Here is a 25955-nt window from a genome sequence, read left to right as displayed (position 1 = left end):
GCCCTCCACGGACCCGGCCGGATCCCTGTCGTCCGGATCCGTGGAGGGCGCCGCCGTGTCCGCATTGCGGCGTTCACCACCGGTGGACACACGCTACGCTGACGATATGGCCAGCCCAGATCGTCCCGTCCTGTACGACGATTCCGGACGCGAAGTCCCGCGCGGCACCCCGACGGGTGTGGATCTCGAGCGCGCGATCGCCCACCAGGTACGGTCGTTGCGTTTGGCCAGCGGCCTGTCCGTCGGCGACATGGCTGCCAAGGTGGGGATCTCCAAGGCGATGCTCTCGAAGATCGAGAACGCCCAGACCTCGTGCAGCCTGTCGACGCTCGCCCGGCTCGCCGCCGGCCTCGACGTCCCCGTCACCTCGCTCTTCCGGGGCGCGGACGCGCACCGCGACGCGGTGTTCACCAAGAACGGGCACGGCGCCGAGATCGTCGGTCGCGGTACGCGGGTGGGCCATCACTACGAACTGCTCGGTGCGCTGCGCGGCCAGCACAAGAGACTCGAACCGGTGCTGGTGACCCTCACCGACGCGAGCGACGTCTTCCCGCTCTTCCAGCATCCCGGCACGGAGCTGCTGTACATGCTCGAGGGCGAGATGCTCTACGGCCACGGCGATTCCGAGTACCACCTGCAGCCGGGCGACGCACTGCTCCTCGACGGCGAGGGGTTGCACGGACCGAACGAGCTGCTGAAGCTGCCCATCCGGTTCCTCGCCGTCACGGCGTATCCCGACAACCACCAGCCGTGAACGACCGGAAACCGTGAACACAACGGAGCCCTCACCTCGCGTGCGGTGAGGGCTCCTGCCGTTCGATCAACGAAGTCCGTCGATCAGGACTTGGGCACGATCACGTCGCGATCCTCGGCGAACACCTCGGGGCGCAGCGTCGACGGACCGGTCGGTGAGAACGAGTCCATCACGTAGGCCGTCTCCCCGTGGACCGGGACGTCGATGCCTCGCATCTCCGTCTCGGTGTCGACCCGGATGCCCATGATCTTGTCGAGCGCCTTCGCGATCAGGAAGGTCACCGCGAACGAGTAGGCGAAGACCGCGGCCATCGCGACGACCTGGCGTCCGAGGAAGTCGATCCCACCACCGAAGAACAGACCGTCGACACCGGCCGGCGCGGCGGCCGTCGCGACGAAGGCGATGAGGGTGGTGCCCACGACGCCGCCCATGAGGTGGATGGCGACGACGTCGAGCGAGTCGTCGTAGCCCATGCGGAACTTCCAGCTCACGGCGAAGCAGCCGACGGCACCGGAGACCACGCCGATCAGCAGGGCACCGAGCGGGGACACGAGGCTCGCTGCGGGCGTGATGCCCACGAGTGCGGCGATCACGCCCGAGATGGCACCGAGCGTCGTCGCGTGCTTCTCCTTGATGCGTTCGACTATCAGCCAGCCGAGCAGGCCGGCCATCGCAGCGACGAGCGTGTTGAGGACGACGACACCGGCCATGTGGTTGGCGCCGCCCGCCGAACCGCCGTTGAAGCCGAACCAGCCGAACAGCAGGATTCCGCCACCGAGCACGACGAGGGGCAGGTTGTGGGGACGGGCCACGTGCGGGAATCCACGGCGGCGACCGAGTGCGATGGCGAGTGCCAGCGCCGCGACACCCGAGTTCATGTGCACGGCGGTGCCGCCGGCGAAGTCGTGGGCGGCGAGCGTGTTGGCGATCCATCCGCCCTTCGTACCCGCCTCCTCGTCGTCGAAGGCGAAGACCCAGTGCGCGACCGGGAAGTAGACGAGGACGACCCAGATGCCCGAGAACACCAGCCACGCCGAGAACTTCATCCGGTCCGCGACACCACCGGCGATGATCGCCACTGTGATGCCCGCGAAGAGGAGGTGGAAGGCCGCGGTCAGTGCGGCGGGCATCCCTCCGTCCGGGTCCTCCTCGAGCAGCGACCCCAGACCGATGTCGGTGAAGGGATCGCCGATGAGGCCGAGGCCCCCGACGCTGTCACCGAGCACGGCGGCCGGACCGAACAGCACCCACAGGACGGCCGTGACGGCGAATCCGCCGAAGACCATCATGATCATGTTGAGCGCGCTCTTGACTCCGAGCATGCCGCTGTAGAACAGCGCCAGGCCCGGAACCATCAGTACGACTGCTGTGAACGCCGCCAGAACCCAGGCGGTATCGGCGGCCGCGAGTGCCTGTTCCATATAAGTCCACCCTGTTCGATCCCGGGGTTCACGACCCCTACGTCAGTCGGTGACCCGCATTCATCACCGTCCCCTGAGAGTGGACCCACTCTGTAATGTCCCTGCGAGGCGCGGGTGAACTTCGTGTAACGCCACCGCAGTTCACCGGACAGGGATGCCGTTGCGTCCGGGCAGGCAGTATGGAGGACGAGACGCCGCGTCCCGCGGTGTGCACAACCTGTGCCACCGGGGTACCCCGGCCCTGCCGGGGTTCCGGGGGAACGACGGCTCGAACCGCTGCACGCATCTGGGAGGTAGACGATGGGACGGGTCACGACACGTCGACCGGTACTGCGCATCACTGCGGACAGGGCGACGCGACGTCCCGACACCCTCGCCGTCGAGGAACCACTCGAGATCAGGGTCGGTGGTGAGTCGCTCACCATCACGATGCGCACCCCCGGGCACGACGTCGATCTCGTCCACGGATTCCTGCTGGCCGAAGGGATGATCGGCAGTCGCGAGGACATCGCCGCCGTCCGCTACTGCGACGGGGTGGACGAGAGCGGCGCCAACACCTACAACGTTCTCGACGTCTCCCTCGCGCCCGGCGTCACCGTCCCCGAAGGGACGGGGCGACGCGCGTTCACGACGACCTCCGCGTGCGGGGTGTGCGGGAAGAACTCGCTCGACGAGGTGCGCACGCGCACCCGCTATCCGTTGAAGGATGCCGGCACCACCTCGATCGGCACGCACACCCTCACCGAACTGCCCGACACGCTGCGTCGGCACCAGCAGGTCTTCGAGTCGACGGGCGGTCTGCACGCGGCCGCACTGTTCACCCCCGACGGGGCGCTGCTGGCCCTGCGCGAGGACGTCGGCCGGCACAACGCCGTCGACAAGGTGATCGGCTGGGCCCTGACCGACAACCGGGTTCCGCTCTCGCACAGCGTGCTCATGGTGAGCGGACGCGCCTCGTTCGAACTCGTGCAGAAGGCGGTCATGGCCGGGATCCCCGTGCTCGCGGCGGTCTCGGCGCCGTCGTCGCTGGCCGTCGACCTCGCCGCGGAGTCCGACCTCACCCTCGTGGGCTTCCTCCGCGGCGACACGATGAACGTCTACACCGTCCCCGAACGCATCAAGACCAACTGATCGGCGGCATCAACCGCACGTGCCGTCCTGCGCCTCGCCCGCGCGTACTCCGTCGACGAACGCCCGCACATCCTCGACGGACTCCTCGAGTACCGCTCGGTGATCGGCTCCGTCGTACACCCGATAGGTCAGATCGGCTCCGTTGCTGCACAGCGCCGCGGTCACCTGATCGGTGACCGGACGCAGTACCAGCGCGTCGTCGCTTCCCTGCACGACGAGCGTCGGCACCGCCAGGGTGAGCGGTTCGACCTCCTGACCGGCGTAGTACTCACGGAGCGACTCGAGGTCCGCATCCGGGGCGAACACCTGATCCACCGGTACCGTGCTCGCCACCTCGCGGATGTCGTCCATGCACCCGGTGCGAGCGGCGTCGAGCAAGGGGCGCGAGGCGTCGGTGAGCATCGCGTCGGCATCGATGCTCGGGTCCGCCGCCTGCGCTCCGAGCAGCAGCACCGGCAGGAACCCGAGCGCCGGACCGATCGCGGGGCCGGCGGTCGCGTAGTACTCGGCCGTTTCACTCGTGCGGCTGCCGGGGGCGAAGGCGACCGCACCCTGCAGTTCGAGTTCGGGGGCGCGGTCCTCGCCACGTGCCGCCGCATACAGCGCGGCGTGCCCGCCCTGACTGTGCCCCATCGCGATCCACCGGGTGCCGACACCCGGGTCGAGTTGCCGCGCGGCACGCACGATGTCGACGACACTGTCGGCTGCGCTGTCTCCGTTCATGTAGGGATGTCCGCCCGGTGTGCCGAGGCCCTCGTAGTCGGTCTGGACCACGGCGTAGCCGTCTGCGACCCACCGGTCGAGCATGGCAGTCGTCCTGCTGACGTAGGAGTGGGCCGGACCACCGGGGGTGTCGGCGGACGGCGCACAGGCGTCACCGACCCCAGTGGTGCCGTGCGCCCAGCTGATCACGGGCCAGCCTCCGTCGGGCGCCTCTCCCTCGGGGATCGCGACCGTGCCCGAGACGAGGGTGGGGCGCCGATCGGCACCATCGGACAGGTAGGTGATCAGATGCGTTCGCGACGCGCTGGGAAGCGCCGCCGTACCGGTGAGGGTGCGTTCGGTGACGAGGGAACCGGGTCCCCCGGCAGTCTCCTCGGCGTCGTCGCCGGATTCGGAGCAGGACGTGATGCCGAGCATCGACGCTGCGGCGAGTACTGCCATCACACGCCGGGAAGTACGAGAGATCATGAATCCTCCGTTGGGATTTCAGTCCACGTTCGGCGCCCACTGCACGCCGTTGATGTGGCTACCGCCGTCGACGAACAGCGTGTTGCCTGTGAGATAACGGGAGTCGTCGCTCGCGAGAAAGGCTGCGACCGTGCCGATGTCGTCGAGAGGGTCGCCGATGCGGCCCATCGGGTTCGCCGCGGCCTGCGTGGCGGCCATCTGCGGGTCGGCCGCCGCCACCCGTCGGTATGCCGCGCTCTGCGCGCCGGGGCAGATCACGTTGCAGCACACCTGTTTCGGTGCCCATTCCCGAGCCGCAGTGCGTGTCATGCTGCGCAGTGCCTCTTTCGCGGCGTTGTACGACACCGAGTACATGTGCGCATTGACACCGTTGAGACTGCACATGTTGATCACGCGGCCGGTTCCGTGCCGGGCGAGTTCCGGGTATGCGCGCTGCATCGCCCAGAAGGCGGCCATCACGGCCATGTCGAAACCCGACTGCATGCTCTCCTCGGGCGTGTTCTCCAGCCGCGCGAAACCCAATGAACGCCAGGCGTTGTTGACCAGGATGTCGAGACGCCCGAATTCGCGCACCGCGGCATCCACCATGGCGTGCACCTGTTCGCGGTCGGTGACGTCGGTGGGTACGAAATGTGCGGCCACGCCCCAATGCTCGGTGAGCCACCGCGCGGTGGCCGCGCCTGCATCCTCGTCGACCTCGGCGACGACGACGCTCGCTCCCTCACGGGCCAGCGCGCCGGCAACACCGCGGCCGATTCCCATCCCGGCGCCGGTGACGATCGCCACCCGCCCGTCCAATTTCCCCATGCCGTTCCTTTCCGATACGACGGCGTGTGCGGTGCAGGCCGTCAGCGAGGGCGGGGAACCGTCCTGTCGATGAACAGCGCCTCGACGGACACGCACACCGTGCCGTCCGCGGTCCTGATCTCGCCGACCGTGTTGATCTTGCGGCCGTCCTGCTCGACCAGACGACCGGTGATCGTCAGCGGCTCGAACAGCGGGGTCGGCCGGTGGTACCGCACGTTGAGCTGTGCGGTGGCGCCGCTGCGCCCGGCCCAGGCGTTCGCCACACCCAGCGTGTGGTCGAGCAGCAGGGCGGACACTCCGCCGTGCACGTGCCCGGGCGGCCCCTGGTACGGGAAGGTCAGTTCGACGACGCCTTCCACCGATCCGTCCTCGCGACCGGCGAGCACCAGCGGCGGAGCGAGCGCGTTCTCCGGCCCGGTGACCGGATCGTGCCGGGTGACGCCCTCCCCGTGCCACATGTCGACCAAGCGCTCCTGCACTTCGGGAGCGTGTTCCTCGAGGTGCTCGGCGATATTGTCGAGTTCTTCGGCGACCCGCTCGAGGTTCGCGTTGCCTCGGTCGGTGCGCAGCAACGCGTCCACCACGCGCCGCGCGGCGGCGGTGGCGCGGTCGACGGCGGTGTCTTGCGGTGCCGAGGTCAGAACCGTGCCGTCGGGCGCGTGTCCGACGACGGGGTGGGTGTCCGGGGCGACTCTCATCGAATCTCCATCGTGGCGTGGGTGAGCACCGGTTGCCCGTCGCGCTCGGGACAGGTGGCGAGCAGGGTGAGGGTGTCGTCGTCGCGCCAGACTGCCGTCTCGATCGTCTCCCCGGGGTACAGCGTGCCGGCGAAGCGGACCGAGAACGACCGGACCCGGGTCGGGTCTCCGTCGAGCACACCGTCGACGACGGCCTTGCACACGACACCGTACGAGGCGAGTCCGTGCAGGATCGGCCGATCGAAGCCGGCCGCCTTCGCGAACCCGGGGTCGGCGTGCAGCGGGTTCATGTCTGCGCTGAGCCGGTACACCAGTGCCTGTTGCGTGCTCGTAGGTGACGCCAGGGTCTTGTCGGCGTCCCGTTCCGGCACTGCGTTCGACACATCGGGCCCGGCGTCTCCGCCGAAGCCGCCCTCACCGCGCGCCCAGATCTGCATCGCACTGGTCCACAACGGGTTTCCGTCGGCGTCCACTGCGGACTGCTCGAGCACGATCACCGCGGCCTTGCCCTTGTCCCATACGTCGGCGATACGCGACGAGATGGTCGCGGAGCCGGAGACCGGGATCGGGGCGTGCACGGTGACGGACTGACCACCGTGCAGGATTCTGCGCAGGTCGATGTCGATTCCCGGCAGGCTCAGTCCGGCCGGTGTCACCGCACCGGCAGAGACGCCCTGACCGGCGACCATCGCGAAGGTCGGCAGGACCCGCAGGTCCTTCTCGTACACCCACCGCAGTTCGGCGGGATCGAGCGAGTCGACGCCCGCGCCCAGACCGAGGTGGTAGAGGATCACATCGCGTTCGGTCCACGAGGCGTCGCGGACGGTGGGCGCAGCGGAGAGCGCGACATCGGTATCGATGGGCATGGGCGTCACTTTCCGGGTTCGGGATCGCGGGGCAGGCCGAGAAGCCGCTCACCGATGATGTTCAGCTGGACGTTGGTCGTCCCACCGGCGATGGACATGCACTGCACGTTGAGGAACATGTGGGTCGCCGAAGTTCGGTCCTGGTCGTCGAGCAACGACGCAGTACCGGCCCAGTCCATCGCGGTCTCCCAGACCTGCTGGAGGTGCTCGACGCCGAGGAGCTTGGCGACGGAGGACTCGGCACCCGGCTGTGCGCCGGCCAGGGACCGTAGAGCGGTACGCAGACCCATGAGGCCACCGGACGCGGCATCGCCGAGAACCTTGCCGAGGACGGTGAGTTGTTCGTCGTCCGGTCCACCGGGCATACCGTTCGCGAGCGCTATGAGAGTCTCGCAGCCGGCACCGAAAGTCGAATCGTGCGAGAGGGAGACGCGTTCGTTCGCGAGGGTGGTACGGGCGAGCTTCCATCCGTCCCCGGGCTCGCCGACGAGGCACTCGTCGGGCACGAACACGCCGTCGAGGAACACCTCGTTGAACAGGGCTTCGCCGGTGATCTCTCGCAGCGGCCGGATGTCGAGACCCTCGGTGTTCCTGATGTCGATCAGGAAGTAGGACAGGCCTTTGTGTTTGGGCGCTTCCGCGTCGGTGCGGGCGAGGCAGATGCCCCAATCCGCGACCCGTGCCATCGACGTCCACACCTTCTGGCCGTCGAGCCTCCATCCGCCGTCCACCTTGACGGCCTTGGTGGACAGGCCCGCGAGGTCGGATCCGGCGCCGGGTTCGGAGAAGAGCTGACACCACACGAGATCCCCGCGCAGCGACTGCGGGACGAATCGCTCGATCTGCTCGGTACTGCCGTGCGCGATGAGGGTCGGCACCACCCAGTTGCCGATGATCATGTCGTGCGGTTCGAGTTCGGCGGCGCGCAGTTCCTCGGCGACGACGAGTTGCGTGACGGCGTCGGCGGCCTTGCCCCACGGTTCGGGCAGATGGGGAGCGGTGTAGCCCTTCTCCGCCAGATACGCCTTCCGCGCTGCGTTCTCCAGCGACTTCGCCGGCTCGAGTTCGGCACGGACGTCGGCGCGGATCCGTTCCGCCTCGGGCGGCAGATCGACGCTCAGCACGCGGCGGGCACCGCCGAGCGTGAGGTGGGCGACCCGGCGCCGCCAGGACGCCGTGGAGCCGAGCAGGATCCGGAGCGACTGGGCGCGCCGCATGTACAGGTGGGCGTCGTGCTCCCAGGTGTAGCCGATACCGCCGAGCACCTGGATGCAGTTCTTGGTGACCTGGAAGGCGGCCTCCGGGGCGATGGAGGCGGCGACCGCCACGGCCAGCGACGCCTCGTCGTCCGGCACGTCCTCGCGCCGCGCTCGCGCGGCGTCCCAGGCCACGACCCGAGCCTGTTCGGTGAGGCAGAGCATCCGGGCGACGGTGTGCTTGACACCCTGGAACTGTCCGATGACGCGGCCGAACTGCTTGCGGACCCGCGCATAGTCCGCGGCGGTGGTGGTGGCCCAGTCCGCGAGACCGGCGGCTTCGGCGGCGAACAAGGTCGCGGCGATATCGACGATTCGCTGCGGATCCGACTCCAGCACGTCCCCGTCGGACAGCGGCACGGCACTCACGGTGATCTCGGCGTTGCGGCGGATCACGTCGTAGCTGGGCAGGTTCGTGACCTCGACCCGGTCACGGGTCACGACGACGAATACCCGCTCACCACCGTCGTCGGCCGCGAGCAGGAAGACATCCGCGACCTGGCCGCCGAGAGCGACACCGGAGGTTCCCGAGAGCGTGACGGAATCGCCGTCGCGCTCCACGCGCAGGTCCCCCGGCTGCAGGGCGACCGCACCGAACAGCGAACCGTCCGCGAGCCCGTCGAGTTCGCTGCGACGGCCGGCCTCGTCGAGGACCGCGGACACGATCACGGTCGGAAGGAACGGGCCGGGCACCATGGCCCGTCCGAGTTCCTCTGCGACGATCGCCGTTTCGAGCAGACCGAAACCGGCGCCTCCGACCTCTTCGGGCAGGTGCAATCCCAGCATGCCGAGTTCGGCGAACGAGCTCCAGTACGTCGGGCGGGCTTCCGTCTTCGCTTCGACGGCCGTGCGGATCACGTCGGGTGTGGCGTGTCGTGCCGCCCAGCCGCGCACGGAGTCGCGGAGTTCGCGGTCCTCGTCGCTCAATCCCAGAGTCATGATGGGTCCTTTGGGTAGAAGGTGTCCGGCGTCAGATGCGCTCGATGATGGTGGCGGTGGCCAGCGCGCCACCCGCACACATCGTGACCAGTGCAGTCGAACGGTCCGAGCGTTCGAGTTCGTGCAGGGCACTGGTGATCAGTCGCGAACCGGTGGAACCGACGGGATGACCGAGCGCGATGGCACCGCCGTTGACGTTGACCTTGCTCATGTCCGCCTCGTGGACCTGCGCCCAGGACAGCACGACGGAGGCGAAGGCTTCGTTGATCTCGACGATGTCGATGTCGGACAACGACATTCCGGTGCGCTCGAGCACGGCTCGGGTCGCGTCGATGGGGCCGTCGAGGTGGTAGTACGGGTCCGAACCGACGAGCGTCGACGCGAGGATACGGGCACGTGGCCGCAGACCCGCCTCGCGCGCCTTGTCCTCGCTCATCAGCAGTACAGCGGCCGCGCCGTCGCTGACCTGGGAGGAGTTTCCGGCGGTGTGGATTCCGTTCTCGATGACCGGCCGGAGACCGGCGAGTCCTTCCGCGGTGGTTTCGCGAAGACCTCCGTCACGCGTCACGGTCGCGATCTCACCGGTGGGCTCGACCTCCTTGGTCACCACCGGCGCCTGTACCGGGACGATCTCGCGATCGAACCGGCCTTCGGCCCACGCGACCGCGGCGCGCTGCTGCGACTGGAGCCCCAGGGCGTCGACGTCGTCACGCTTGATGCCGCGCTTGTGGGCGATCCGTTCGGCGGAGGTGAACTGGTCACCCATGTCGATCGACCAGTCGTCCGGATAGGGGTTGCCGGTGCCCGGTGCGTTGGCCTGACCGAGGAACACCCGGCTCATCACCTCGACGCCGCATCCGATTCCCGCGTCGATCTGCCCGGACGCGATCAGTCCGGCCACCATGTGGACCGCCTGCTGCGACGAACTGCATGCGCAGTCGATGGTGGTCGCGGCGGTCGTGTACGGGAGACCTGCGTGGAGCCAGGCCTGGCGGGTCACGTTGTTGGACTGCTCCCCCGCTTGGGTCACGGCGCCCCCGACGAGCTGACCGACCTGGTCGGCAGGCAGTCCGGTGCGGTCGAGAACGGCCTTCTGGGCGGCACCGAGCAACACCGCGGGGTGGACCCCGGCCAGCTGTCCGCGACGACGACCGATCGGTGTCCGCGCGGCCTCCACGATGACGACGTTCCTCATGCCTACTCCCAGCTCTCGACGTTATTGAAATTTATTCTAGTGACGGTGATCGCGGTTTCCCGCACGGTCCCACCGAGCGGGACCGGCCTTGCGGAATGTGGCCTTCGGGAATCGCCCGTCAGCGCGTACCGGCGGGCAGATCGACCAGCAGAAGGTCGCACGCGACGCGCAGATCGGACTCGACCTCGGGGATCGATATCCGCCCGTTGAGCGCGGACTGGACGAGACCGAACCACAGCGCCACGACCAACCGCACGACGGTCGCGTCCCGCACCGTGGGTTCCGCGATACCCGCGGCGGCCAGGAGCAGTCTGTCGAAGTGCTGGTCGATCTTCGCCACGTCGGGAATGGTGGCGGCGTTCGACGACGCGGCGGATTGGATCATCGCGTTCGCCAGCAACGGAGTGCGCACGAGCGCCCGGGTGGCCTGCAGCAACGCGTCGTATACGACGTCGACAGGCGACGAGGACGACTGCGATCGCCTGGAGAGGTGGATTCCCATCCGATCGATCTGATCCACCATGACCGCGACGAACAGATGGGTCTTGGACGGAAAGTAGCGGTAGAGGGTCCCGATGGCGACACCGGCGAGTTCGGCGACCTCCTGCATCCGGACGCGCTCGAGATCCTTCATCGCGCCCAGGTGCGCAGCAGCATCGATGATCCTGCCGTATCGCGCATGCTGTTCCGCCGAACTCGGTTCTGCGGCGTCCCGGGCCTCCGCAAGTCTGGGCATGCTCGGTTCCTCCCCTTCACGACCGGTGGCGCATCGACCACTGCCGGCGACGAACGTTCCAGGTGGGCACGTCTCGTATCCCGCCTGATCCCGGCCAGTGGGACCTGTCCCGTGGGTGGACCGACCACCACCCGAGACTAGAATGAATACTAATTCCGGCGCGGTGCACTGACGAACCGCCGCAATCGAACAGGAGACGTTCCATGGGTGAATCCGTAAGTCTGGCCGGGCGCGCGGCGGTCGTGACCGGCGCCGGGGCCGGCCTGGGCCGCGCCGAAGCCCTCGCCCTCGCCGAGGCAGGTGCCGCCGTCGTCGTCAACGACATGGGCGACGCGGCGCACGAGGTGGCAGAGGAAATCGTCGCGTCGGGAGGCCAGGCCATCGCCGTTACCGGCGACGTGTCCGACTGGGCTCTCGGCGGACGCCTCGTCGAGGAATCCGTCAAGTCGTTCGGGTCCTTCGACATCCTCGTCAACAACGCGGGCATCATCCGCGACAAGATGATCTTCAACCTCACCGAGTCCGACTGGGACGACGTGATCCGGGTCCATCTCAAGGGCCACGCCGCCACCTCCCACGCGGCGGCGGTGCACTGGCGTCAGGCGAGCAAGGCTGCGGGTGGACCGGTCTACGGCCGCGTCGTCAACACCTCGTCGGAGGCCTTCCTCTTCGGTTCCGCCGGACAGCCGAACTATTCCGCCGCGAAGGCAGGCATCACGGCACTGACACTGTCCACGGCGCAGGGCCTGGCGCGCTACGGCGTCACCGCGAATGCGATCTGCCCCCGTGCACGCACCGCGATGACCGCGGAGGCCTTCGGCGAGGCCGGCGCCACGACCGGACTCGATCCCCTGGCGCCGGAGCGCGTGGCCACCCTCGTGCGTTACCTCGCCTCACCGGCGTCCTCGGAGATCACCGGACAGGTGTTCGTGGTGTACGGCAAGATGGTCGCGCTCATGGCAGCGCCGACCGTCGAGAACCGCTTCGACGCAGCCGGTTCGGCATTCACGGTCGAGGAACTCGACGAGCAGCTCTCGTCGTACTTCACCGGCCGCGGCCCGTACGAGACCTACGCCGCCTACAGCATCGCGGAACTCGAGAAGGTCGCGCTGGCCGTCGACTGATCGCTTGACACCACACCCACGAAGGGAGCACGCCATGAGGCTTGCAGACAAGGTCGCGATCGTCACCGGTGGCGCCGGAGGAATCGGGCGCGGCATCGTCAGAGCATTCGTGGACGAGGGTGCCCGCGTCCTGTTCGTCGACATCGACCGGCCCGCGGGTGAAGCCCTCGAAGCCGAGGTCGGCGAAGCCGGGAAATTCCTGTACGCGGACATCTCCGACGAGTCGAGCGCCGAGACGATCGTCGCGTCCGCCGTCGAGCATTTCGGAAAGCTCGACGTGCTCGTCAACAACGCGCACGCGTCCCGGCAGGCGCCACTGCTCGAGACCACTCAGGAGATGCTCGACCTGTCGTTCGGCACGGGCTTCTACCCGACGTTCCGGTTGATGAAGGCAGCACACCCCCAACTCGCCGCGAACAAGGGGTCCGTGATCAACTTCGCGTCCGGGGCAGGGATCGACGGGAGCGCCACGCAGAGTTCGTATGCCGCTGCCAAGGAAGCGATCAGGGCGATCAGCCGGGTCGCGGCGAACGAATGGGCCGCGGAGGACATCAACGTCAACGTCATCTCGCCTCTGGCACTGACCGAGGGTGTGGAGGCGTACATCGCGGCCAACCCCGGCGTCGAGGAGGCTCTGCTGGCGAAGACCCCGATGCACCGGTTCGGCGACCCGCAGGCCGATATCGGCCGTGTTGCAGTCTTCCTGGCCAGTGAGGATGCGTCCTACATGACCGGCCAGACCCTCATGGTCGACGGCGGAACCGTCAAACTACGCTGATTCAGCAGGGGCCGGATTCGGCCGGAACGACGACGAGCGCCTCGGCACTTTCGTGCCGAGGCGCTCGTGCATGGCTGGAGGTTCTCCGGATCAGGCGCTCTTGTCGCGACGCTCCCGATCGGCCTTGCGCGGAACGATCGTCGGAAGGACGTTGTCGTTGACGGTCTCGGCGGTGACCACGACCTTGGCGACGTCGTCGCGGCTGGGGATGTCGTACATCACGGGCAGGAGCACCTCCTCCATGATGGCGCGGAGCCCGCGGGCGCCGGTGCCACGGAGGATCGCCTGGTCAGCGACTGCTTCGAGTCCGTCCTGGGAGAACTCGAGTTCGACGCCGTCCATCTCGAAGAGGCGCACGTACTGCTTGACCAGAGCGTTCTTCGGCTCCGACAGGATCTGGACGAGCGATTCCTTGTCGAGATTGGTCACCGACGCGAGGATCGGCAGGCGGCCGATGAACTCGGGGATCAGACCGAACTTGATGAGGTCCTCGGGCATGACGTCGGCGAAGTGGTCGGTGGTGTCGATCTCTGCCTTCGACCGCACCTCGGCGCCGAAGCCGATGCCGCGCTTGCCGACGCGGTCGGAGACGATCTTCTCGAGGCCGGCGAATGCACCCGCCACGATGAACAGCACGTTCGTGGTGTCGATCTGGATGAATTCCTGGTGCGGATGCTTGCGGCCACCCTGCGGCGGGACGGATGCCTGGGTGCCTTCGAGGATCTTCAACAGCGCCTGCTGCACACCCTCGCCCGACACGTCGCGGGTGATCGACGGGTTCTCGCTCTTGCGGGCGATCTTGTCGACCTCGTCGATGTAGATGATGCCGGTCTCGGCGCGCTTGACGTCGTAGTCGGCGGCCTGGATGAGCTTGAGGAGGATGTTCTCGACGTCCTCGCCGACGTAGCCGGCCTCCGTCAGTGCCGTGGCGTCGGCGATGGCGAACGGCACGTTGAGCATCTTCGCGAGCGTCTGCGCGAGATAGGTCTTGCCGCAGCCGGTGGGACCGAGGAGCAGGATGTTGGACTTCGCGAGTTCGACCGTCTCACCGCGGGAGTCGCGGCCCTTGTCGCCGGCCTGGATGCGCTTGTAGTGGTTGTAGACCGCGACGGCCAGCGTGCGCTTGGCGGCATCCTGGCCGATCACGTAATTGTCGAGGAAGTCGCGGATCTCGGCGGGCTTGGGCAGCTCGTCGAGCTTGACCTCGCTGGTCTCGGCCAGCTCCTCCTCGATGATCTCGTTGCAGAGATCGATGCACTCGTCGCAGATGTAGACACCGGGGCCCGCAATGAGCTTCTTGACCTGCTTCTGGCTCTTTCCGCAGAAGGAGCACTTGAGCAGATCTCCGCCGTCACCGATACGTGCCATCAGTCAGGTCCCTACTTCCTCGTGTGCGTGCAACCGGTCCCGCAACCACCACACGGGGCGGTCCCGGGGAGCGGGCCCTTTGATCGACCGTACCCGGATGTCGGCGCGCAGGTCGACCGGTTCTGCGCGTTTCCGGTCATATTTGTACAGCACAACATGTGTCGGCGATCACAGTCCCGGCGTCGGCGGTTCCGGAAGGCACCGTGCCTTCCGGAACCGCCTGCGACGTTCTACTTCTGGGCCGAGAGCTTGCGGTACTCGAGGACCCGGTCGATCAGACCGTATTCGACGGCCTGCTCCGCCGTGAGGATCTTGTCCCGATCGGTGTCCTTGCGGATCTGCTCGGGATCCTTGCCGGTGTGCTTCGAGAGCGTGTTCTCCATGAGGGTACGCATGCGCTCGATCTCGGCGGCCTGGATCTCGAGGTCGGAGACCTGACCCTGGATGCCACCCGTCGCGGGCTGGTGGATGAGCACGCGAGCGTTGGGCAGCGCCAGACGCTTGCCCGGGGTGCCGGCGGCGAGCAGGACGGCCGCGGCGGACGCCGCTTGGCCGAGGCACACCGTGGTGATGTCGGCGCGGACGTACTGCATGGTGTCGTAGATCGCCATGAGCGAGGTGAACGAACCACCCGGCGAGTTGATGTACATGGTGATGTCGCGGTCGGGATCGAGCGACTCGAGCACCAGCAGCTGGGCCATCACGTCGTTGGCGGACGCGTCGTCGACCTGGACGCCGAGGAAGATGATGCGCTCTTCGAACAGCTTGTTGTACGGGTTGGATTCCTTGACGCCGTAGCTCGAGTGCTCGATGAACGACGGGAGGATGTAGCGGCTCGCGGGCGAGGCAGGAGCGGCGCCGCCGAGCTGACGCGGATCGAACATGTTGGTCATCGCTTCTCCAAGAATTCGGTGGTGTGAGGGCAGATCGGGCCGGGACCTAGTTGGCGGTGCCGCCGGCCTGCTGCGCCCGGGAGACGACGTGGTCGACGAAGCCGTATTCGAGCGCCTGCTGCGCCGTGAACCAGCGGTCGCGGTCGGAGTCCTTGGTGATCTGCTCCACCGACTGGCCCGTGTGCTCCGCGATGAGCTCGGCCATCTCGCGCTTGGTGTGTGCGAACTGCTCCGCCATGATCGCGATGTCGCTCGCCGTACCACCGATGCCTGCGGACGGCTGGTGCATCATGATCCGCGCGTGCGGGAGTGCGTAACGCTTGCCCTTGGTGCCGGCGGAGAGCAGGAACTGACCCATCGAGGCGGCAAGGCCCATCGCGAAGGTCGCGACATCGCACTCGACGAACTTCATCGTGTCGTAGATCGCCATACCGGCGGTGACCGAACCGCCCGGCGAGTTGATGTACAGGGAGATGTCGCGGGTGGGGTCCTCGGCCGACAGCAGAAGGATCTGCGCGCACAGCTTGTTCGCGATGTCGTCGTCGACCTGGGTGCCCAGGAAGATGATGCGCTCGCGGAGCAGGCGTTCGTACACCGAGTCGCTGAGGTTCAGCCCAGCGGTGGCCGAGGTCATCGCGGGACCGATGGATGTCGCCGGATTCTGAGGAGTCACGGGTACCTGCCTTCTCGTCGATCGTGGGTTGCTGACACTGACACTAACGAAACGGGGCGGCACCGGATGCCCGGTGCCGCCCCTCTTCGCTGAAAGCGGAAATTCGTGCCCCTGGGGTTTCGAATCTCCGTGGGTCGTCCGACTACTCGGAAGCCGAGTCCTCGGTGGTCTCCGCCTCGGCGTTCTCGCCCTCGGCGTCGTCGTCGTCGTTCTTGGTGCCGAACAGCTCGCTGGTGTCGACGGTCGCACCCGTGGTATCGGTCACGGTGGCGCGATCGACGACGGTGCCGAGCGCCTTGCCGCGGCGGACGTCGGCGAAGACGGCGCCGAGCTGGTTGGCCTGGCTGATCTGCTGGATGAACTGCTCCGGCGGGATGCCGTAGCGCTGCGCCTGGAAGAAGATGCGCTCGGTCAGCTCCTGCTGCTCGACCGTGGTGTTCTCCGCCTCGGCGATCGCGTCGAGGAGCAGCTGGGTCTTCACCGAACGCTCGGCGGACTCGCGTGCTTCCTTGTCGAACTCCTCGCGGCTCGTACCCTGGGCCTCGAGCAGCTCGTTCAGCTTGGTCTCGTCGTGATCGAGCTCGTGGATCGCGTCGTGCAGCGCGCTGTCGACCTCGGCCTGGACGGCGGCCTCGGGGACCGGGATCTCGACGGTCTCGAGGAGAACTTCGAGGACCTTGTCGCGGATCTGGCCGGCCTGCTCGACCTGCTTGACGCGCTGGACGCGCTCGCGGAGGTCGGCCTCGAGCTCGCCGATGGTGTCGAACTCGCTCGCGAGCTGCGCGAACTCGTCGTCGGCCTCGGGCAGCTCGCGCTGCTTGACGGTGTTGACCTTGACGGTGACGACGGCTTCCTTACCGGCGTACTCACCGGCGACCAGCGTGGAGGTGAACTCCTTCGACTCGCCGGCGGACAGGCCGATGATCGCCTCGTCGAGTCCGTCGATGAGCTGGCCGGAGCCGACCTCGTGCGACAGGCCCTCGGTGGCGGCCTCGGGAACCTCGTTGCCGTCGACCGTCGCGGAGAGGTCGATGGAGACGAAGTCGCCGTCCTGCACCGGACGCTCGACGCCCGTGAGGGTGCCGAAGCGCTGACGCAGCGACAGCAGCTGCTCGGCGATGTCCTCGTCGGTGATCTCGACGGGATCGACGGTGACGGCGATCTCGGAGAAATCGGGGAGGGTGATCTCGGGACGGACGTCGACCTCGGCGGTGAACGCCAGCTCGACGTTGTCCTCGAGCTTGGTGACGTCGATCTCGGGCTGGCTGATGACCTTGACGTCGTTCGCGGTCACGGCTTCGCTGTAGCGGCTCTGGATGGCCTCGTTGATGACCTGGTCCAGAACGGCGCCGCGGCCGACGCGGGCCTCGAGGATCTTGCGAGGAGCCTTACCGGGGCGGAAGCCCGGGATGCGGACCTGGCCGGCGAGGGCCTTGAAAGCGCGGTCGAAATCAGGCTGGAGCTCCTCGAAGGGCACCTCAACATTGATACGGACTCGCGTCGGGCTCAGCTGCTCGACGGTGCTCTTCACGGACATGCTCCTTCTGTCGTGCTCTCTTGTCGGTCGTTCGTGTCACTACTGAGCGCGCTGACGCTGTTCGATCTGGTCGGGATGACAGGATTCGAACCTGCGACCCTCCGCTCCCAAAGCGGATGCGCTACCAAGCTGCGCCACATCCCGGTCGTGAAGGCACCGCATCCGACCCGCGGGACCCATCGCAGAATCCTACGGCCCCCCGATTATGAAATCCAAAGCGAGGTCCGGTACAGTCACATCTCGCAAGCCGCAGCACCGGTCGACACCGGCGCCGCAGCCGCAACGGGGATGTAGCTCAATGGTAGAGCCCCAGTCTTCCAAACTGGCTACGCGGGTTCGATTCCCGTCATCCCCTCCACGGAGGAAGCCCGCCGGGTGCACACAGCACCGGCGGGCTTCGTCGTTCCGGACCGTCGCCGACGTCCGGTTTCCGGCAGGTGACATGCACATTCCTGGACACATGGTCCCGAGGGGTGTCATCATGCCGTCGAGGTTGAGAAGCAGCCCCACCACAGGTCGTCCGAATGCGACCTCGGCTGCAGTCCACTTCGGTTCGACTCGCGTCGGCCTCGGTCCTCGCCCTTCTCGTCCGGCCCCGTCTCGTCCGGCCCGCCCATCCGCATTCCGACGACCGCACGAACCACCGCGTCGTGATTCCTCGTCGCGTCCCTCCCGTGGACGCGACCGCGAACGGGTGGGGCGTCGTCGGATGACACCGCAGGGGGTGTCGAGGGACCGGCCTCGCCCCACCTCCGGCCGGCCGGAGTCGGGAACGACTCCGGTCGGTCCCTCTCCCCCATCGAATGCCGTTCTCCGGTGTGAAATCCGAGTATCGTCGTCTCACCCCCGTAGGTCAGCGGTCGGTCGAGAAGGCGCCGGCGTCACCGACGGCGCCGGCTGTACCGACGGCGCCTCGCTATGCAGGGAGGCAACGATGCCTCGGCGCCACAGACCGACTCCGGACATGCCCCCGACCTCCGCTCCGACCGTCGGCGTCGAGGAGGAGTTCTTCCTCGTCGACCCGACCTCCGAACGGCTCACCGCGAGCAACGACCTCGTCGTGGCCACAGCCGCCCGGCTCGGACTCGACATGGACTACGAGCTCAAACGCATCCAGGTCGAGGTGAACACACCGGTCTGCCGCAGCTCGGCCGAGTTGCGTGCGCGTGTCGTCGAGGGCCGGACCATCGCAGCCGCGGCCGCGCGGGAGGCGCACGTGGGTCTGCTCGCGTCGGGTGTGTCGCCCACGCTCCAACAGCTCGCGTCCGTGACGGATGTGCCGCGCTACCGGACGATGGCCGAGCGGTACGGACGTCTCGTCGAGGAGCAGGAGGTCTGCGGCTGCCACGTCCACGTCGGTGTTGCGGACCGCGAAACCGCCGTCCTGGTGTGCAATCACGTCCGGGTGTGGTTGCCCACCCTGCTGGCCGCGACGGCCAACTCGCCCATCCATCGGGGCCGCGACACCGGGTACGCCAGTTGGCGGGCGATCATGGCCTCCCGCTGGCCGTGCGCGGGTCCTCCCCCGCGGTTCACGTCGGCGGAGCACTACGACGCGATCGTCGCCATGATGATCGAGAGCGGCAACATCCTCGATCCGGGCATGGTCTATTGGGACGTGCGTCCCTCGGCGCATCTGCCTACCGTCGAGATCCGGGTGAGCGACGTGCCGGCGACGGTCGACGAGACTGTTCTCCTGGCGATGCTCGTCCGCGCGCTCGTCGCCACCGCCGAACGAGAGGTCCGGGCGGGCATCACTGCTCCTCCGGTCGCCGACGAGGTCGTCCACGCCGCGTACCTGTGCGCTGCTCGCGAGGGGCCGACCGGACGTGCCGTCGACGTGTTCACCGGACGGCCCGCCACCGCGCAACAGTCGTTCCGCGCTTTCCTCCGATACATCCGCCCACAACTCGAGGCGACCGGCGACCACCGGTGCGCGGCGGCGATGTGGGAGACGATCCTCGCCCGCGGCACCGGGGCGATGCTGCAGCGACGCGCGTTCGCCCGCCGTCACGCCGTCGCCGACGTCGTCGACGCACTGCACCGCGCGTTCGTCGACGGACCGCAGACTCCTCCCCTGTCCGGCGGCGCCCACCCCGCCCCGGACGTTCCGGCGCTCTGATCCCGCGACCTGCCGTTTGGAGGTCCTTCCCTCGGGAATTCGCGACCACACGAGCCACGACGAGGGAGCACGTATGCGCGCGATGGTCTATCGCGGCCCGTATCGGGTCCGCGTCGAAGAGAAGGACATTCCCCGGATCGAGCATCCCAACGACGCCATCGTGCGCGTCGAGTTGGCGGCGATCTGCGGTTCCGACCTGCACCTCTACCACGGGATGATGCCCGACACCCGCGTCGGTACGACCTTCGGCCACGAGTTCGTCGGGGTGGTCCACGAGGTCGGTCCGTCGGTGCAGAGCCTGAAACCCGGCGACCGCGTCATGGTCCCGTTCAACGTCTTCTGCGGGTCGTGCTTCTTCTGCGCGCGCGGCCTGTATTCGAACTGCCACAACGTCAACCCCAACGCCACCGCGGTCGGTGGCATCTACGGCTACTCGCACACCTGCGGCGGCTACGACGGTGGCCAGGCCGAGTTCGTGCGGGTGCCGTTCGCCGACGTCGGTCCCACCGTCGTGCCCGACTGGATGGACGGCGAGGACGCTCTGATGCTCACCGACGCCCTGGCGACCGGCTACTTCGGTGCCCAACTGGGCGACATCGTCGAGGGCGACACGGTCGTGGTCTTCGGCGCCGGCCCGGTGGGCCTGTACGCGGCGAAGTCCGCCTGGTTCATGGGGGCCGGCCGGGTCATCGTGATCGACCATCTCGAGTACCGGCTGGAGAAGGCCCGCACCTTCGCACACGCCGAGACCTACAACTTCGCGGAGTACGACGACATCGTCGTCCATCTGAAGAAGATCACCGGCCATCTCGGGGCGGACGTCGCCATCGACGCCGTCGGCGCGGAGGCCGACGGGAACTTCCTGCAGCACGTCACCGCCGCGAAGCTGAAGATGCAGGGTGGCTCGCCGGTCGCGCTGAACTGGGCCATCGACGGTGTCCGTAAGGGCGGCACCATCTCGGTGATGGGCGCCTACGGCCCGATCTTCAGTGCCGTGAAGTTCGGCGACGCGCTCAACAAGGGCCTGACGCTGCGAATGAACCAGTGCCCCGTCAAGCGCCAGTGGCCGCGGCTGTTCGAGCACGTCCGCAACGGCTACCTGAAACCGAACGACATCGTCACGCACCGCGTTCCGCTCGAACACATTGCGGAGGCCTACCACATGTTCTCGTCGAAGCTCGACGGGTGCATCAAACCGATCATCGTCGCCGACGGGAGCTGAGGAGGACCATCATGGCCTACACCGCAGACAAGCCCGAACCGCCCGAGACCCCCGACCAGCTGCGTGCCCGTATCCCCGGCTGGGGCGTCGACCTGGATCCGCGCGACCGCCCGTCGGTGCCGAAGGAACGCTTCGCGCCCGAGGCGACGGGCGCGCACTGGGACTTCCCCGAACGCCAGCCGGGACACGAGACCCGCGAACGCTCGATCGAGCACGCCTTCGTCACGCCGGTCTTCGGCACCACCGCGCCGTTGAAGGGACTGTCGGGTGTCGTGCGCAGGCACGCCTACCGCCGGTACAGCGAGGCCCGCGCCGCGCACTGGTTACTTCTGATCGGCGCCGACCGCATCGACGTCGCCGAGAGCCGGGTCCGGGCGCTGCTGCAGGGCCGCCCCGACAATCCGGTGACCGAGAGCGGACTCCGGGCGGAGATCACCGCGCACGGTGGGGCATCGCGACGTCGGAGTTCGCGGGCCGACGTCAATCACCAGTGGCTCGATCCGTTCGTCTCGGGAGCACCGTGGATCGCCGCGGCGGGTCTGGGCGCAGTGGCCGTCGGACGTTGGAGAGGACGAGCGCGGCGGTGAGGACCGGCATGTGGGGACATCCCGAATCCAGCAACGACGTGTCACCTTTTCGACTCGATAGTGCAAAGCGAGAGTCATGCGCGGGTGTGTGTCGTTCACGATATGAGACCGTCCCTGTTGTGAAGGACACCTCCGACGACCTCGCCCGGGACTGCTCCCCCGGCTCCTCGGTCGTCGCCGCCGTCCTTCTCGACGCCACCCCCGACTGGGATCGGGTCGCGGCGGTGCTCGCGCCGGGCAACCACGAGTCGCCGAGCTTCCGGCACCGCGTGGTGGAACTTCCGTTCGGCCTCGACCCGCCGCGCCGTACCGGGCATCCGGACTCGGATCCGCCCTGGCATCTCGAGCGGGTCGAGCTGCCCGCCCCGGCGAGTTTCGAGGAGGTGCTCGCCTACGCCCGCACCGCACCCGAGCCCTCGGGACTCGGGCACCCGCGCTGGGAACTGACCCTGCTCGACGGCCTCGACGGCGGCCAGTCGGCACTGGTGATCCGCCTGCGCCATCTCGGCTCCGTGCCGGCTCCCGGGCAGTCCGACTCCATGTTGTCGTGGGCGAAATCGGTGTCCGAGCAGAGCGCCGAGTCGTTCCGCACCGCCGCGCACGTGTTCACGTCGCTGGGCACCGGATTGATCAATGCCCTGCTCGGACGCACCGGCGACCGCGAGGAGCCCGCACCCCGCGCGCCGCGACTGCACGTGCTCGACGCGGATCTCGCCGCCCTGCGTCACGCCTGCGAACGCGCGGGCTGTCGCGTGTCGAGCGGGTTCTCCGCCGCGATGCTCCTCGCGTGCAGCGAGTACCGCCGTCGACACGGCCGCTCGATCGACGGCCTGCGCGTCGTCGTGCCCGGGCCGGACGGCGGAGCGGTGGCCATGGCACCCGAGGACGAGACGGAGATCCACGCGATGGACGCGGTCGATCTCATGCGACGCATCGACATCTCGTTCCCGTCCTCCGCCGGAGCACAGGCCGACATCGCCGTCGGTCCGCGGGACGTGGTGGTGTCCACGCTCCCGGGTTCCCACGCACCGCTCTACGTCGGTGGCGCGAAGATCGAGCGGTACTACGGCTTCGGCGCGGCCGACGGCGCAATGATGACCGCGTCGGCGATGTCCTACCGCGACACCTGCTGCATGGGCCTGGCGGTGGACCCCACGGTCCTCCCCAACCGCGATTCGTTCGATTCCTGCCTGCAGGAAGGGATGCGCGCGGTCCTCGGGGAGTGACTCCCCGCGTCGGTACGCTGGAGAACAGGACCCTCCCCACCGGAAGGATCGGCCGTGGAACTTCTGCTCATCCTCGCCGCCGTCGGTGCCGTGGTGTACTTCGTCTCCCGCTCCCAGAAGAGCACCACCCGTCACCGCACCGTCACCCTCGACGACGCCAAGGCCGACGCACGGCAGGCGATCGAGCGTCTCGGCGGCCAGATCTACAACCTGACCGGCACCGACGACGCCTCACGCCAAGCGCTGGCGGACGCATCCGAGCGCTTCACCGCCGCCGGCTCCCAGATCGAGCAGGCGAACTCGCCGATGCAGGCGCGTCTCGCGAAACAGACCGCGCTCGAAGGTCTGTACTACATCCGCGCCGCGCGCCTGGCGATGGGCATGGACCCGGGTCCGGAGATCCCGACGCTCGACGGACAGAAGTCCGCCGGCGAGGTCACCGAGAAACGCACCGTCGACTTCGAGGGACGCACCATCGCCGCGTCGCCGTCACCGTCCTCCGCGACACCGAACTACTACCCGGGCGGTCGCGTCGCGGGCCGGCCCGTCCCTGCGGGCTGGTATTCGGAGCCGTGGTGGAAGCCCGCCCTGGTGGCAGGCGCGTGGGGTGTCGGCTCGATGCTGCTCTTCTCGACGATGTTCGCCGGGATGGCCGGTGTCCCCTACGACGCGCAGGCATTCGAATCCGGCGTCGGTGATCCGTCCGCGGAGACAGGCGGGGGCGACGACTTCGGCGGTGGTGACGAATACGGCGGGGGCGACGAGTTCGGAGGCGGTGACGATTTCGGTGGCGGCGACTTCGGTGGCGGGGACGGCGGCGGATTCGATTTCGGCGGCTTCGATTTCTGAGCCGGGTCGACTGAGCCGAATCCCCTGAGTCGGGTCAGCTCGGCTGACAGACCGGGCACCAGAACAGGTTCCGCGCCTGCATGACCGAGTGCAGGACGGGAGTCCCGCAGATCCGGCAGGGTTCGCCGGCACGGCGATAGACGTACGTACGGGGTCTGTTCTTGGCGTAGGCCGGCGCGCCGTGGTCGTGTTCGGGTCGCACGACGTGCATGCGCCCGTGCTCGACACCGACGTTCATCAGCTCGACGAGGTCGGCCCAGATCGCGTCGAACTCACTGCGGGACAGCTTGTTTCCCGGACGTTCCGGATGGATGCCGTGGCGGAAGAGCACTTCGGCGCGGTAGACGTTGCCGACCCCGGCGATGACGGCCTGGTTCATGAGCAACGCCCCGATCGCGGTGCGTGATCTGCCGATGCGGCGCCACGCCCGCTCGGGATCGGCGTCGGGACGCAGCGGGTCGGGACCGAGCCGGGCCTCGATCGACTCGACCTCACCGGGGGTGAGCACCTCGCACGCCGCCGGACCACGCAGGTCGCTGCCGTGGCGCGCGCCGATCATCCGCATCCGCACCTGTCCGACCGGTTCGCCGAGCGGCAACTCGCGGTCGGTGAACTCACCGTAGATACCGAGATGCACGTGGACGGCGAGACCACCCTCGTAGTGGTGGAAGAGATGCTTGCCCCACGCGTCCGCGTGGGTCAGGACGCGTCCGTCCACGGCGGCGGCACCGTCGGCGAACCGCCCCTGCGGACTGGACACCCGCACCGGCGCACCCGAATACCACTCGTGGTGCAGCCGGGCGAGCCGGTGCAGGATGTGTCCTTCGGGCACGGATCAGGCAGGCGCGCCGGGAACCGCCGGGGCCTCGCCGGTCTTCTCGTACTCGGCGAGGATGTCGATGCGGCGCTGGTGACGCTCCTCGTTCGACCACTCGGTCGACAGGAAGGCGTCGACGATCGCGAGGGTCTCCTCGAGGCTGTGCATACGGCCACCGATGCCGATGAGCTGCGCGTTGTTGTGCTCGCGCGCAAGCTTGGCGGTGTCGACGCTCCACGCCAGGGCGCAGCGCGCACCCGGCACCTTGTTGGCGGCGATCTGCTCGCCGTTGCCGCTACCCCCGAGCACGATGCCGAGGCTGCCCTTGTCGGCGACGGTGCGCCGCGCGGCCTCGATGCAGAAGGCCGGGTAGTCGTCGAGGGCGTCGTACTCGAACGCACCGCAGTCGATCGGCTCGTGGCCGTTCTTCTTCAGGTGCTCGATGATCTCATTCTTCCGTTCGAAGCCCGCGTGGTCGGCTCCCAGGTAAACGCGCATGGGCCGAGTCTAACGAGGCCGGTCGGTGTGTCAGACGCCGACGGGTTCGCGGGCCTCCTGGGCCTCGAGTTCGCGCACGATCGGCAGCACGTTCCTGCCGAAGTACTCGACCTCCTCCTGGAAGTGCAGGAAACCGGCGAGGATCAGGTCGACGCCGCGACGACGGTATTCGACGATGCGATGTGCGATCTGCTCGGGCGTGCCGATGAGCTGGGTCTTGAAACCGTCGTTGTACTGGACGAGATCCTCGAAAGTCGAGTCCGCCCACATGCCCTTCTTGTCGCCCGTGGACGAACCGGCCTGCCGGACGGCACTGCGGAAGCCCTCGACGGCCGGCTTGTTCGCCTTCTCCACGATCTCCCGGAGGGTGTCGCGGGCCTCCTTCTCGGTGTCGCGGGCAATGATGAACCCGTTGAGCCCGATCTTCACCTCGCGGTCGTGGGCACGGGCGACCTCGCGCAGCTCGTCGATCTGGGCGGTGATGCCGTCGTAGTCCTTGCCGTTGCTGAAGTACCAGTCGGCGTAGCGACCACCGTTGGCGATGGCGGCGGTGGAGTTGCCACCCTGGAACAGCTCCGGATTCGGGCGCTCGGGGGTGTTGGCCGGCTTCGGCTTCAGTGTGAAGTCGTGGATCCGGTAGAAGTCGCCGCGGAAGTCGACCTCGTCCTCGGTCCAGATCTTGCGGAGCACCTGGAGGAACTCGGCGCTGCGCCGGTAGCGCTCGTCGTGCTCGAGCCACGGCTCACCCATGTGGGTGAACTCGTCCTTGAACCATCCGCTGACGACGTTGACCGCGAACCGGCCACCGGACAGCTGGTCGGCGGTCGCGCCGAGCTTGGCCAGCACGGCCGGCTGCCACAGACCGGGGTGGACGGCGGCGATGACCTTGAGCCGCTCGGTGGCGAGCAGCAGAGCGAGGCTGAAACTCGTCGACTCGTGCTGGAACTCCGCGCCGTAGCTGGCCTCGTACCGCACCTGGCTCAGTGCGTATTCGAAGCCGTTGTTCTCGGCCGTGCGGGCGAGCTCGACGTTGTACTCGTAGTCCCAGCTCGTGCGCTGTTCGATGTCCGAGGTGACCAGACCACCACTGACGTTGGGCACCCAGTAGGCGAAAGTGGTCTGATCGGCGATGCGTTCGGTCGACATGTGTTCATCCAAGCCCGGGATCGACCTCGCGCCCACCATAAGAATCAACGAGATCCGAACAGTGGACCGCCGGAGGCGGGTCGGAGCACACCCCGCCGGAGGCAGGTCGGAGCACACCCCG

24 protein-coding genes and 2 tRNA genes are annotated in these 25955 nt (G+C 67.9%); 10 read left to right on the top strand and 16 right to left on the bottom strand.

The genetic code is table 11. The features are described from left to right. Positions 1-106 precede the first annotated feature (106 nt). The gene (locus U9J23_RS09210) at positions 107-754 is read left to right on the top strand and encodes a helix-turn-helix domain-containing protein (protein WP_059383893.1); all 648 of its coding nucleotides are present in this window, start codon (positions 107-109) and stop codon (positions 752-754) included. Positions 755-837: 83 nt separating this feature from the next. On the opposite strand, the gene U9J23_RS09205 is transcribed toward U9J23_RS09210, so the two are convergent. Continuing rightward, a complete protein-coding gene (locus tag U9J23_RS09205; RefSeq protein WP_059383894.1) occupies positions 838-2175 on the bottom strand; it encodes an ammonium transporter in 1338 nt (445 codons plus the stop codon). Positions 2176-2475: 300 nt separating this feature from the next. Between U9J23_RS09205 and fdhD the strand changes: the two genes are divergently transcribed. Next, the gene (fdhD, locus tag U9J23_RS09200; protein ID WP_272266458.1) at positions 2476-3306 is read left to right on the top strand and encodes a formate dehydrogenase accessory sulfurtransferase FdhD; all 831 of its coding nucleotides are present in this window, start codon (positions 2476-2478) and stop codon (positions 3304-3306) included. A gap of 9 nt (positions 3307-3315) precedes the next feature. On the opposite strand, the gene U9J23_RS09195 is transcribed toward fdhD, so the two are convergent. The 7 genes from U9J23_RS09195 to U9J23_RS09165 form a co-directional block, all read right to left on the bottom strand. Next, positions 3316-4497 (bottom strand): alpha/beta hydrolase family protein, encoded by a 1182-nt coding sequence (locus U9J23_RS09195; RefSeq protein ID WP_272266457.1) that lies wholly within the window; start codon positions 4495-4497, stop codon positions 3316-3318. Positions 4498-4515: 18 nt separating this feature from the next. Then, the gene (locus U9J23_RS09190; protein WP_145707076.1) at positions 4516-5304 is read right to left on the bottom strand and encodes an SDR family NAD(P)-dependent oxidoreductase; all 789 of its coding nucleotides are present in this window, start codon (positions 5302-5304) and stop codon (positions 4516-4518) included. Positions 5305-5345: 41 nt separating this feature from the next. Next, a complete protein-coding gene (locus U9J23_RS09185) occupies positions 5346-6002 on the bottom strand; it encodes a PaaI family thioesterase (RefSeq protein ID WP_272266456.1) in 657 nt (218 codons plus the stop codon). Beyond that, positions 5999-6868, bottom strand: coding sequence for a MaoC/PaaZ C-terminal domain-containing protein (locus tag U9J23_RS09180; RefSeq protein WP_085467964.1), 870 nt, complete (start codon positions 6866-6868; stop codon positions 5999-6001). The genes U9J23_RS09185 and U9J23_RS09180 overlap by 4 nt, the downstream gene beginning before the upstream one ends. Before the next feature lie 5 nt (positions 6869-6873). Beyond that, the gene (locus U9J23_RS09175) at positions 6874-9063 is read right to left on the bottom strand and encodes an acyl-CoA dehydrogenase (protein WP_229580145.1); all 2190 of its coding nucleotides are present in this window, start codon (positions 9061-9063) and stop codon (positions 6874-6876) included. 31 nt (positions 9064-9094) lie between these two features. Beyond that, positions 9095-10258 carry a steroid 3-ketoacyl-CoA thiolase gene (locus U9J23_RS09170; protein ID WP_272266455.1) on the bottom strand — a complete coding sequence of 388 codons (1164 nt, stop codon included), beginning with the start codon at positions 10256-10258 and terminating at the stop codon, positions 9095-9097. A 118-nt stretch (positions 10259-10376) separates the two neighbouring features. Beyond that, on the bottom strand, positions 10377-10994 hold the full coding sequence (locus U9J23_RS09165) for a TetR family transcriptional regulator (RefSeq protein ID WP_026061072.1): 618 nt from the start codon (positions 10992-10994) through the stop codon (positions 10377-10379). Positions 10995-11197: 203 nt separating this feature from the next. Here U9J23_RS09165 and U9J23_RS09160 point away from each other — a divergent pair, with 203 nt between their 5' ends. After that, a complete protein-coding gene (locus U9J23_RS09160; RefSeq protein ID WP_016691870.1) occupies positions 11198-12118 on the top strand; it encodes a 3-oxoacyl-ACP reductase in 921 nt (306 codons plus the stop codon). Between the two features lie 34 nt (positions 12119-12152). Then, complete coding sequence (locus U9J23_RS09155; protein ID WP_016691869.1) at positions 12153-12896, top strand: SDR family NAD(P)-dependent oxidoreductase; 744 nt, start codon at positions 12153-12155, stop codon at positions 12894-12896. Positions 12897-12986: 90 nt separating this feature from the next. Here U9J23_RS09155 and clpX read toward each other — a convergent pair whose 3' ends face one another. From clpX to U9J23_RS09130, 5 genes are all read right to left on the bottom strand, one after another. Continuing rightward, complete coding sequence (clpX, locus tag U9J23_RS09150; RefSeq protein WP_016691868.1) at positions 12987-14264, bottom strand: ATP-dependent Clp protease ATP-binding subunit ClpX; 1278 nt, start codon at positions 14262-14264, stop codon at positions 12987-12989. Between the two features lie 230 nt (positions 14265-14494). After that, on the bottom strand, positions 14495-15157 hold the full coding sequence (locus U9J23_RS09145; protein ID WP_016691867.1) for an ATP-dependent Clp protease proteolytic subunit: 663 nt from the start codon (positions 15155-15157) through the stop codon (positions 14495-14497). Between the two features lie 46 nt (positions 15158-15203). After that, a complete protein-coding gene (locus U9J23_RS09140; RefSeq protein ID WP_016691866.1) occupies positions 15204-15830 on the bottom strand; it encodes an ATP-dependent Clp protease proteolytic subunit in 627 nt (208 codons plus the stop codon). Between the two features lie 142 nt (positions 15831-15972). Further along, complete coding sequence (tig, locus tag U9J23_RS09135) at positions 15973-17361, bottom strand: trigger factor (RefSeq protein WP_419957098.1); 1389 nt, start codon at positions 17359-17361, stop codon at positions 15973-15975. A gap of 73 nt (positions 17362-17434) precedes the next feature. After that, positions 17435-17511 (bottom strand) — tRNA-Pro (locus tag U9J23_RS09130). A gap of 140 nt (positions 17512-17651) precedes the next feature. Between U9J23_RS09130 and U9J23_RS09125 the strand changes: the two genes are divergently transcribed. The 6 genes from U9J23_RS09125 to U9J23_RS09100 all read left to right on the top strand — a co-directional run bounded on the left by U9J23_RS09125 (position 17652) and on the right by U9J23_RS09100 (position 23373). Continuing rightward, positions 17652-17725, top strand: a tRNA-Gly gene (locus tag U9J23_RS09125). Between the two features lie 606 nt (positions 17726-18331). Further along, the gene (locus U9J23_RS09120) at positions 18332-19489 is read left to right on the top strand and encodes a carboxylate-amine ligase (RefSeq protein ID WP_326602399.1); all 1158 of its coding nucleotides are present in this window, start codon (positions 18332-18334) and stop codon (positions 19487-19489) included. Between the two features lie 73 nt (positions 19490-19562). Further along, positions 19563-20711, top strand: coding sequence for a zinc-dependent alcohol dehydrogenase (locus U9J23_RS09115; RefSeq protein WP_106200091.1), 1149 nt, complete (start codon positions 19563-19565; stop codon positions 20709-20711). Between the two features lie 11 nt (positions 20712-20722). Next, the gene (locus U9J23_RS09110; protein ID WP_160876444.1) at positions 20723-21298 is read left to right on the top strand and encodes a hypothetical protein; all 576 of its coding nucleotides are present in this window, start codon (positions 20723-20725) and stop codon (positions 21296-21298) included. A 119-nt stretch (positions 21299-21417) separates the two neighbouring features. Further along, positions 21418-22524, top strand: a complete 1107-nt coding sequence (locus U9J23_RS09105) for a wax ester/triacylglycerol synthase domain-containing protein (protein WP_088897375.1) — start codon at positions 21418-21420, stop codon at positions 22522-22524. Positions 22525-22578: 54 nt separating this feature from the next. Then, on the top strand, positions 22579-23373 hold the full coding sequence (locus U9J23_RS09100) for a hypothetical protein (RefSeq protein WP_088897376.1): 795 nt from the start codon (positions 22579-22581) through the stop codon (positions 23371-23373). Between the two features lie 34 nt (positions 23374-23407). Here the strand turns inward: U9J23_RS09100 and U9J23_RS09095 are convergent, their stop codons facing one another. From U9J23_RS09095 to sfnG, 3 genes are read right to left on the bottom strand one after another with little or no spacing between them, the layout of a single operon-like run. Next, entirely contained in the window at positions 23408-24205 is a 798-nt protein-coding gene (locus tag U9J23_RS09095; protein WP_016691859.1) for an Fpg/Nei family DNA glycosylase, read from the bottom strand. Between the two features lie 3 nt (positions 24206-24208). Continuing rightward, complete coding sequence (locus U9J23_RS09090) at positions 24209-24688, bottom strand: ribose-5-phosphate isomerase (RefSeq protein ID WP_016691858.1); 480 nt, start codon at positions 24686-24688, stop codon at positions 24209-24211. A 30-nt stretch (positions 24689-24718) separates the two neighbouring features. Next, positions 24719-25834, bottom strand: a complete 1116-nt coding sequence (sfnG, locus tag U9J23_RS09085; RefSeq protein ID WP_026061069.1) for a dimethylsulfone monooxygenase SfnG — start codon at positions 25832-25834, stop codon at positions 24719-24721. Positions 25835-25955 lie beyond the last annotated feature (121 nt).

The sequence above is a fragment of the Rhodococcus sp. PD04 genome (genome assembly GCF_035918275.1).
Classification (GTDB): domain Bacteria; phylum Actinomycetota; class Actinomycetes; order Mycobacteriales; family Mycobacteriaceae; genus Rhodococcus; species Rhodococcus rhodochrous.
This window is presented reverse-complemented; position numbering and strand designations above follow the sequence as displayed.

What these genes read in the sequence shown, in the direction of transcription:
- U9J23_RS09210 (WP_059383893.1), top strand. Translation starts at nt 107, where the DNA reads ATGGCCAGCCCAGATCGTCCCGTCCTGTACGACGATTCCGGACGCGAA.
- U9J23_RS09205 (WP_059383894.1), bottom strand. Translation starts at nt 2,175, where the DNA reads ATGGAACAGGCACTCGCGGCCGCCGATACCGCCTGGGTTCTGGCGGCG.
- fdhD (WP_272266458.1), top strand. Translation starts at nt 2,476, where the DNA reads ATGGGACGGGTCACGACACGTCGACCGGTACTGCGCATCACTGCGGAC.
- U9J23_RS09195 (WP_272266457.1), bottom strand. Translation starts at nt 4,497, where the DNA reads ATGATCTCTCGTACTTCCCGGCGTGTGATGGCAGTACTCGCCGCAGCG.
- U9J23_RS09190 (WP_145707076.1), bottom strand. Translation starts at nt 5,304, where the DNA reads ATGGGGAAATTGGACGGGCGGGTGGCGATCGTCACCGGCGCCGGGATG.
- U9J23_RS09185 (WP_272266456.1), bottom strand. Translation starts at nt 6,002, where the DNA reads ATGAGAGTCGCCCCGGACACCCACCCCGTCGTCGGACACGCGCCCGAC.
- U9J23_RS09180 (WP_085467964.1), bottom strand. Translation starts at nt 6,868, where the DNA reads ATGCCCATCGATACCGATGTCGCGCTCTCCGCTGCGCCCACCGTCCGC.
- U9J23_RS09175 (WP_229580145.1), bottom strand. Translation starts at nt 9,063, where the DNA reads ATGACTCTGGGATTGAGCGACGAGGACCGCGAACTCCGCGACTCCGTG.
- U9J23_RS09170 (WP_272266455.1), bottom strand. Translation starts at nt 10,258, where the DNA reads ATGAGGAACGTCGTCATCGTGGAGGCCGCGCGGACACCGATCGGTCGT.
- U9J23_RS09165 (WP_026061072.1), bottom strand. Translation starts at nt 10,994, where the DNA reads ATGCCCAGACTTGCGGAGGCCCGGGACGCCGCAGAACCGAGTTCGGCG.
- U9J23_RS09160 (WP_016691870.1), top strand. Translation starts at nt 11,198, where the DNA reads ATGGGTGAATCCGTAAGTCTGGCCGGGCGCGCGGCGGTCGTGACCGGC.
- U9J23_RS09155 (WP_016691869.1), top strand. Translation starts at nt 12,153, where the DNA reads ATGAGGCTTGCAGACAAGGTCGCGATCGTCACCGGTGGCGCCGGAGGA.
- clpX (WP_016691868.1), bottom strand. Translation starts at nt 14,264, where the DNA reads ATGGCACGTATCGGTGACGGCGGAGATCTGCTCAAGTGCTCCTTCTGC.
- U9J23_RS09145 (WP_016691867.1), bottom strand. Translation starts at nt 15,157, where the DNA reads ATGACCAACATGTTCGATCCGCGTCAGCTCGGCGGCGCCGCTCCTGCC.
- U9J23_RS09120 (WP_326602399.1), top strand. Translation starts at nt 18,332, where the DNA reads ATGCCCCCGACCTCCGCTCCGACCGTCGGCGTCGAGGAGGAGTTCTTC.
- U9J23_RS09115 (WP_106200091.1), top strand. Translation starts at nt 19,563, where the DNA reads ATGCGCGCGATGGTCTATCGCGGCCCGTATCGGGTCCGCGTCGAAGAG.
- U9J23_RS09110 (WP_160876444.1), top strand. Translation starts at nt 20,723, where the DNA reads ATGGCCTACACCGCAGACAAGCCCGAACCGCCCGAGACCCCCGACCAG.
- U9J23_RS09090 (WP_016691858.1), bottom strand. Translation starts at nt 24,688, where the DNA reads ATGCGCGTTTACCTGGGAGCCGACCACGCGGGCTTCGAACGGAAGAAT.
- sfnG (WP_026061069.1), bottom strand. Translation starts at nt 25,834, where the DNA reads ATGTCGACCGAACGCATCGCCGATCAGACCACTTTCGCCTACTGGGTG.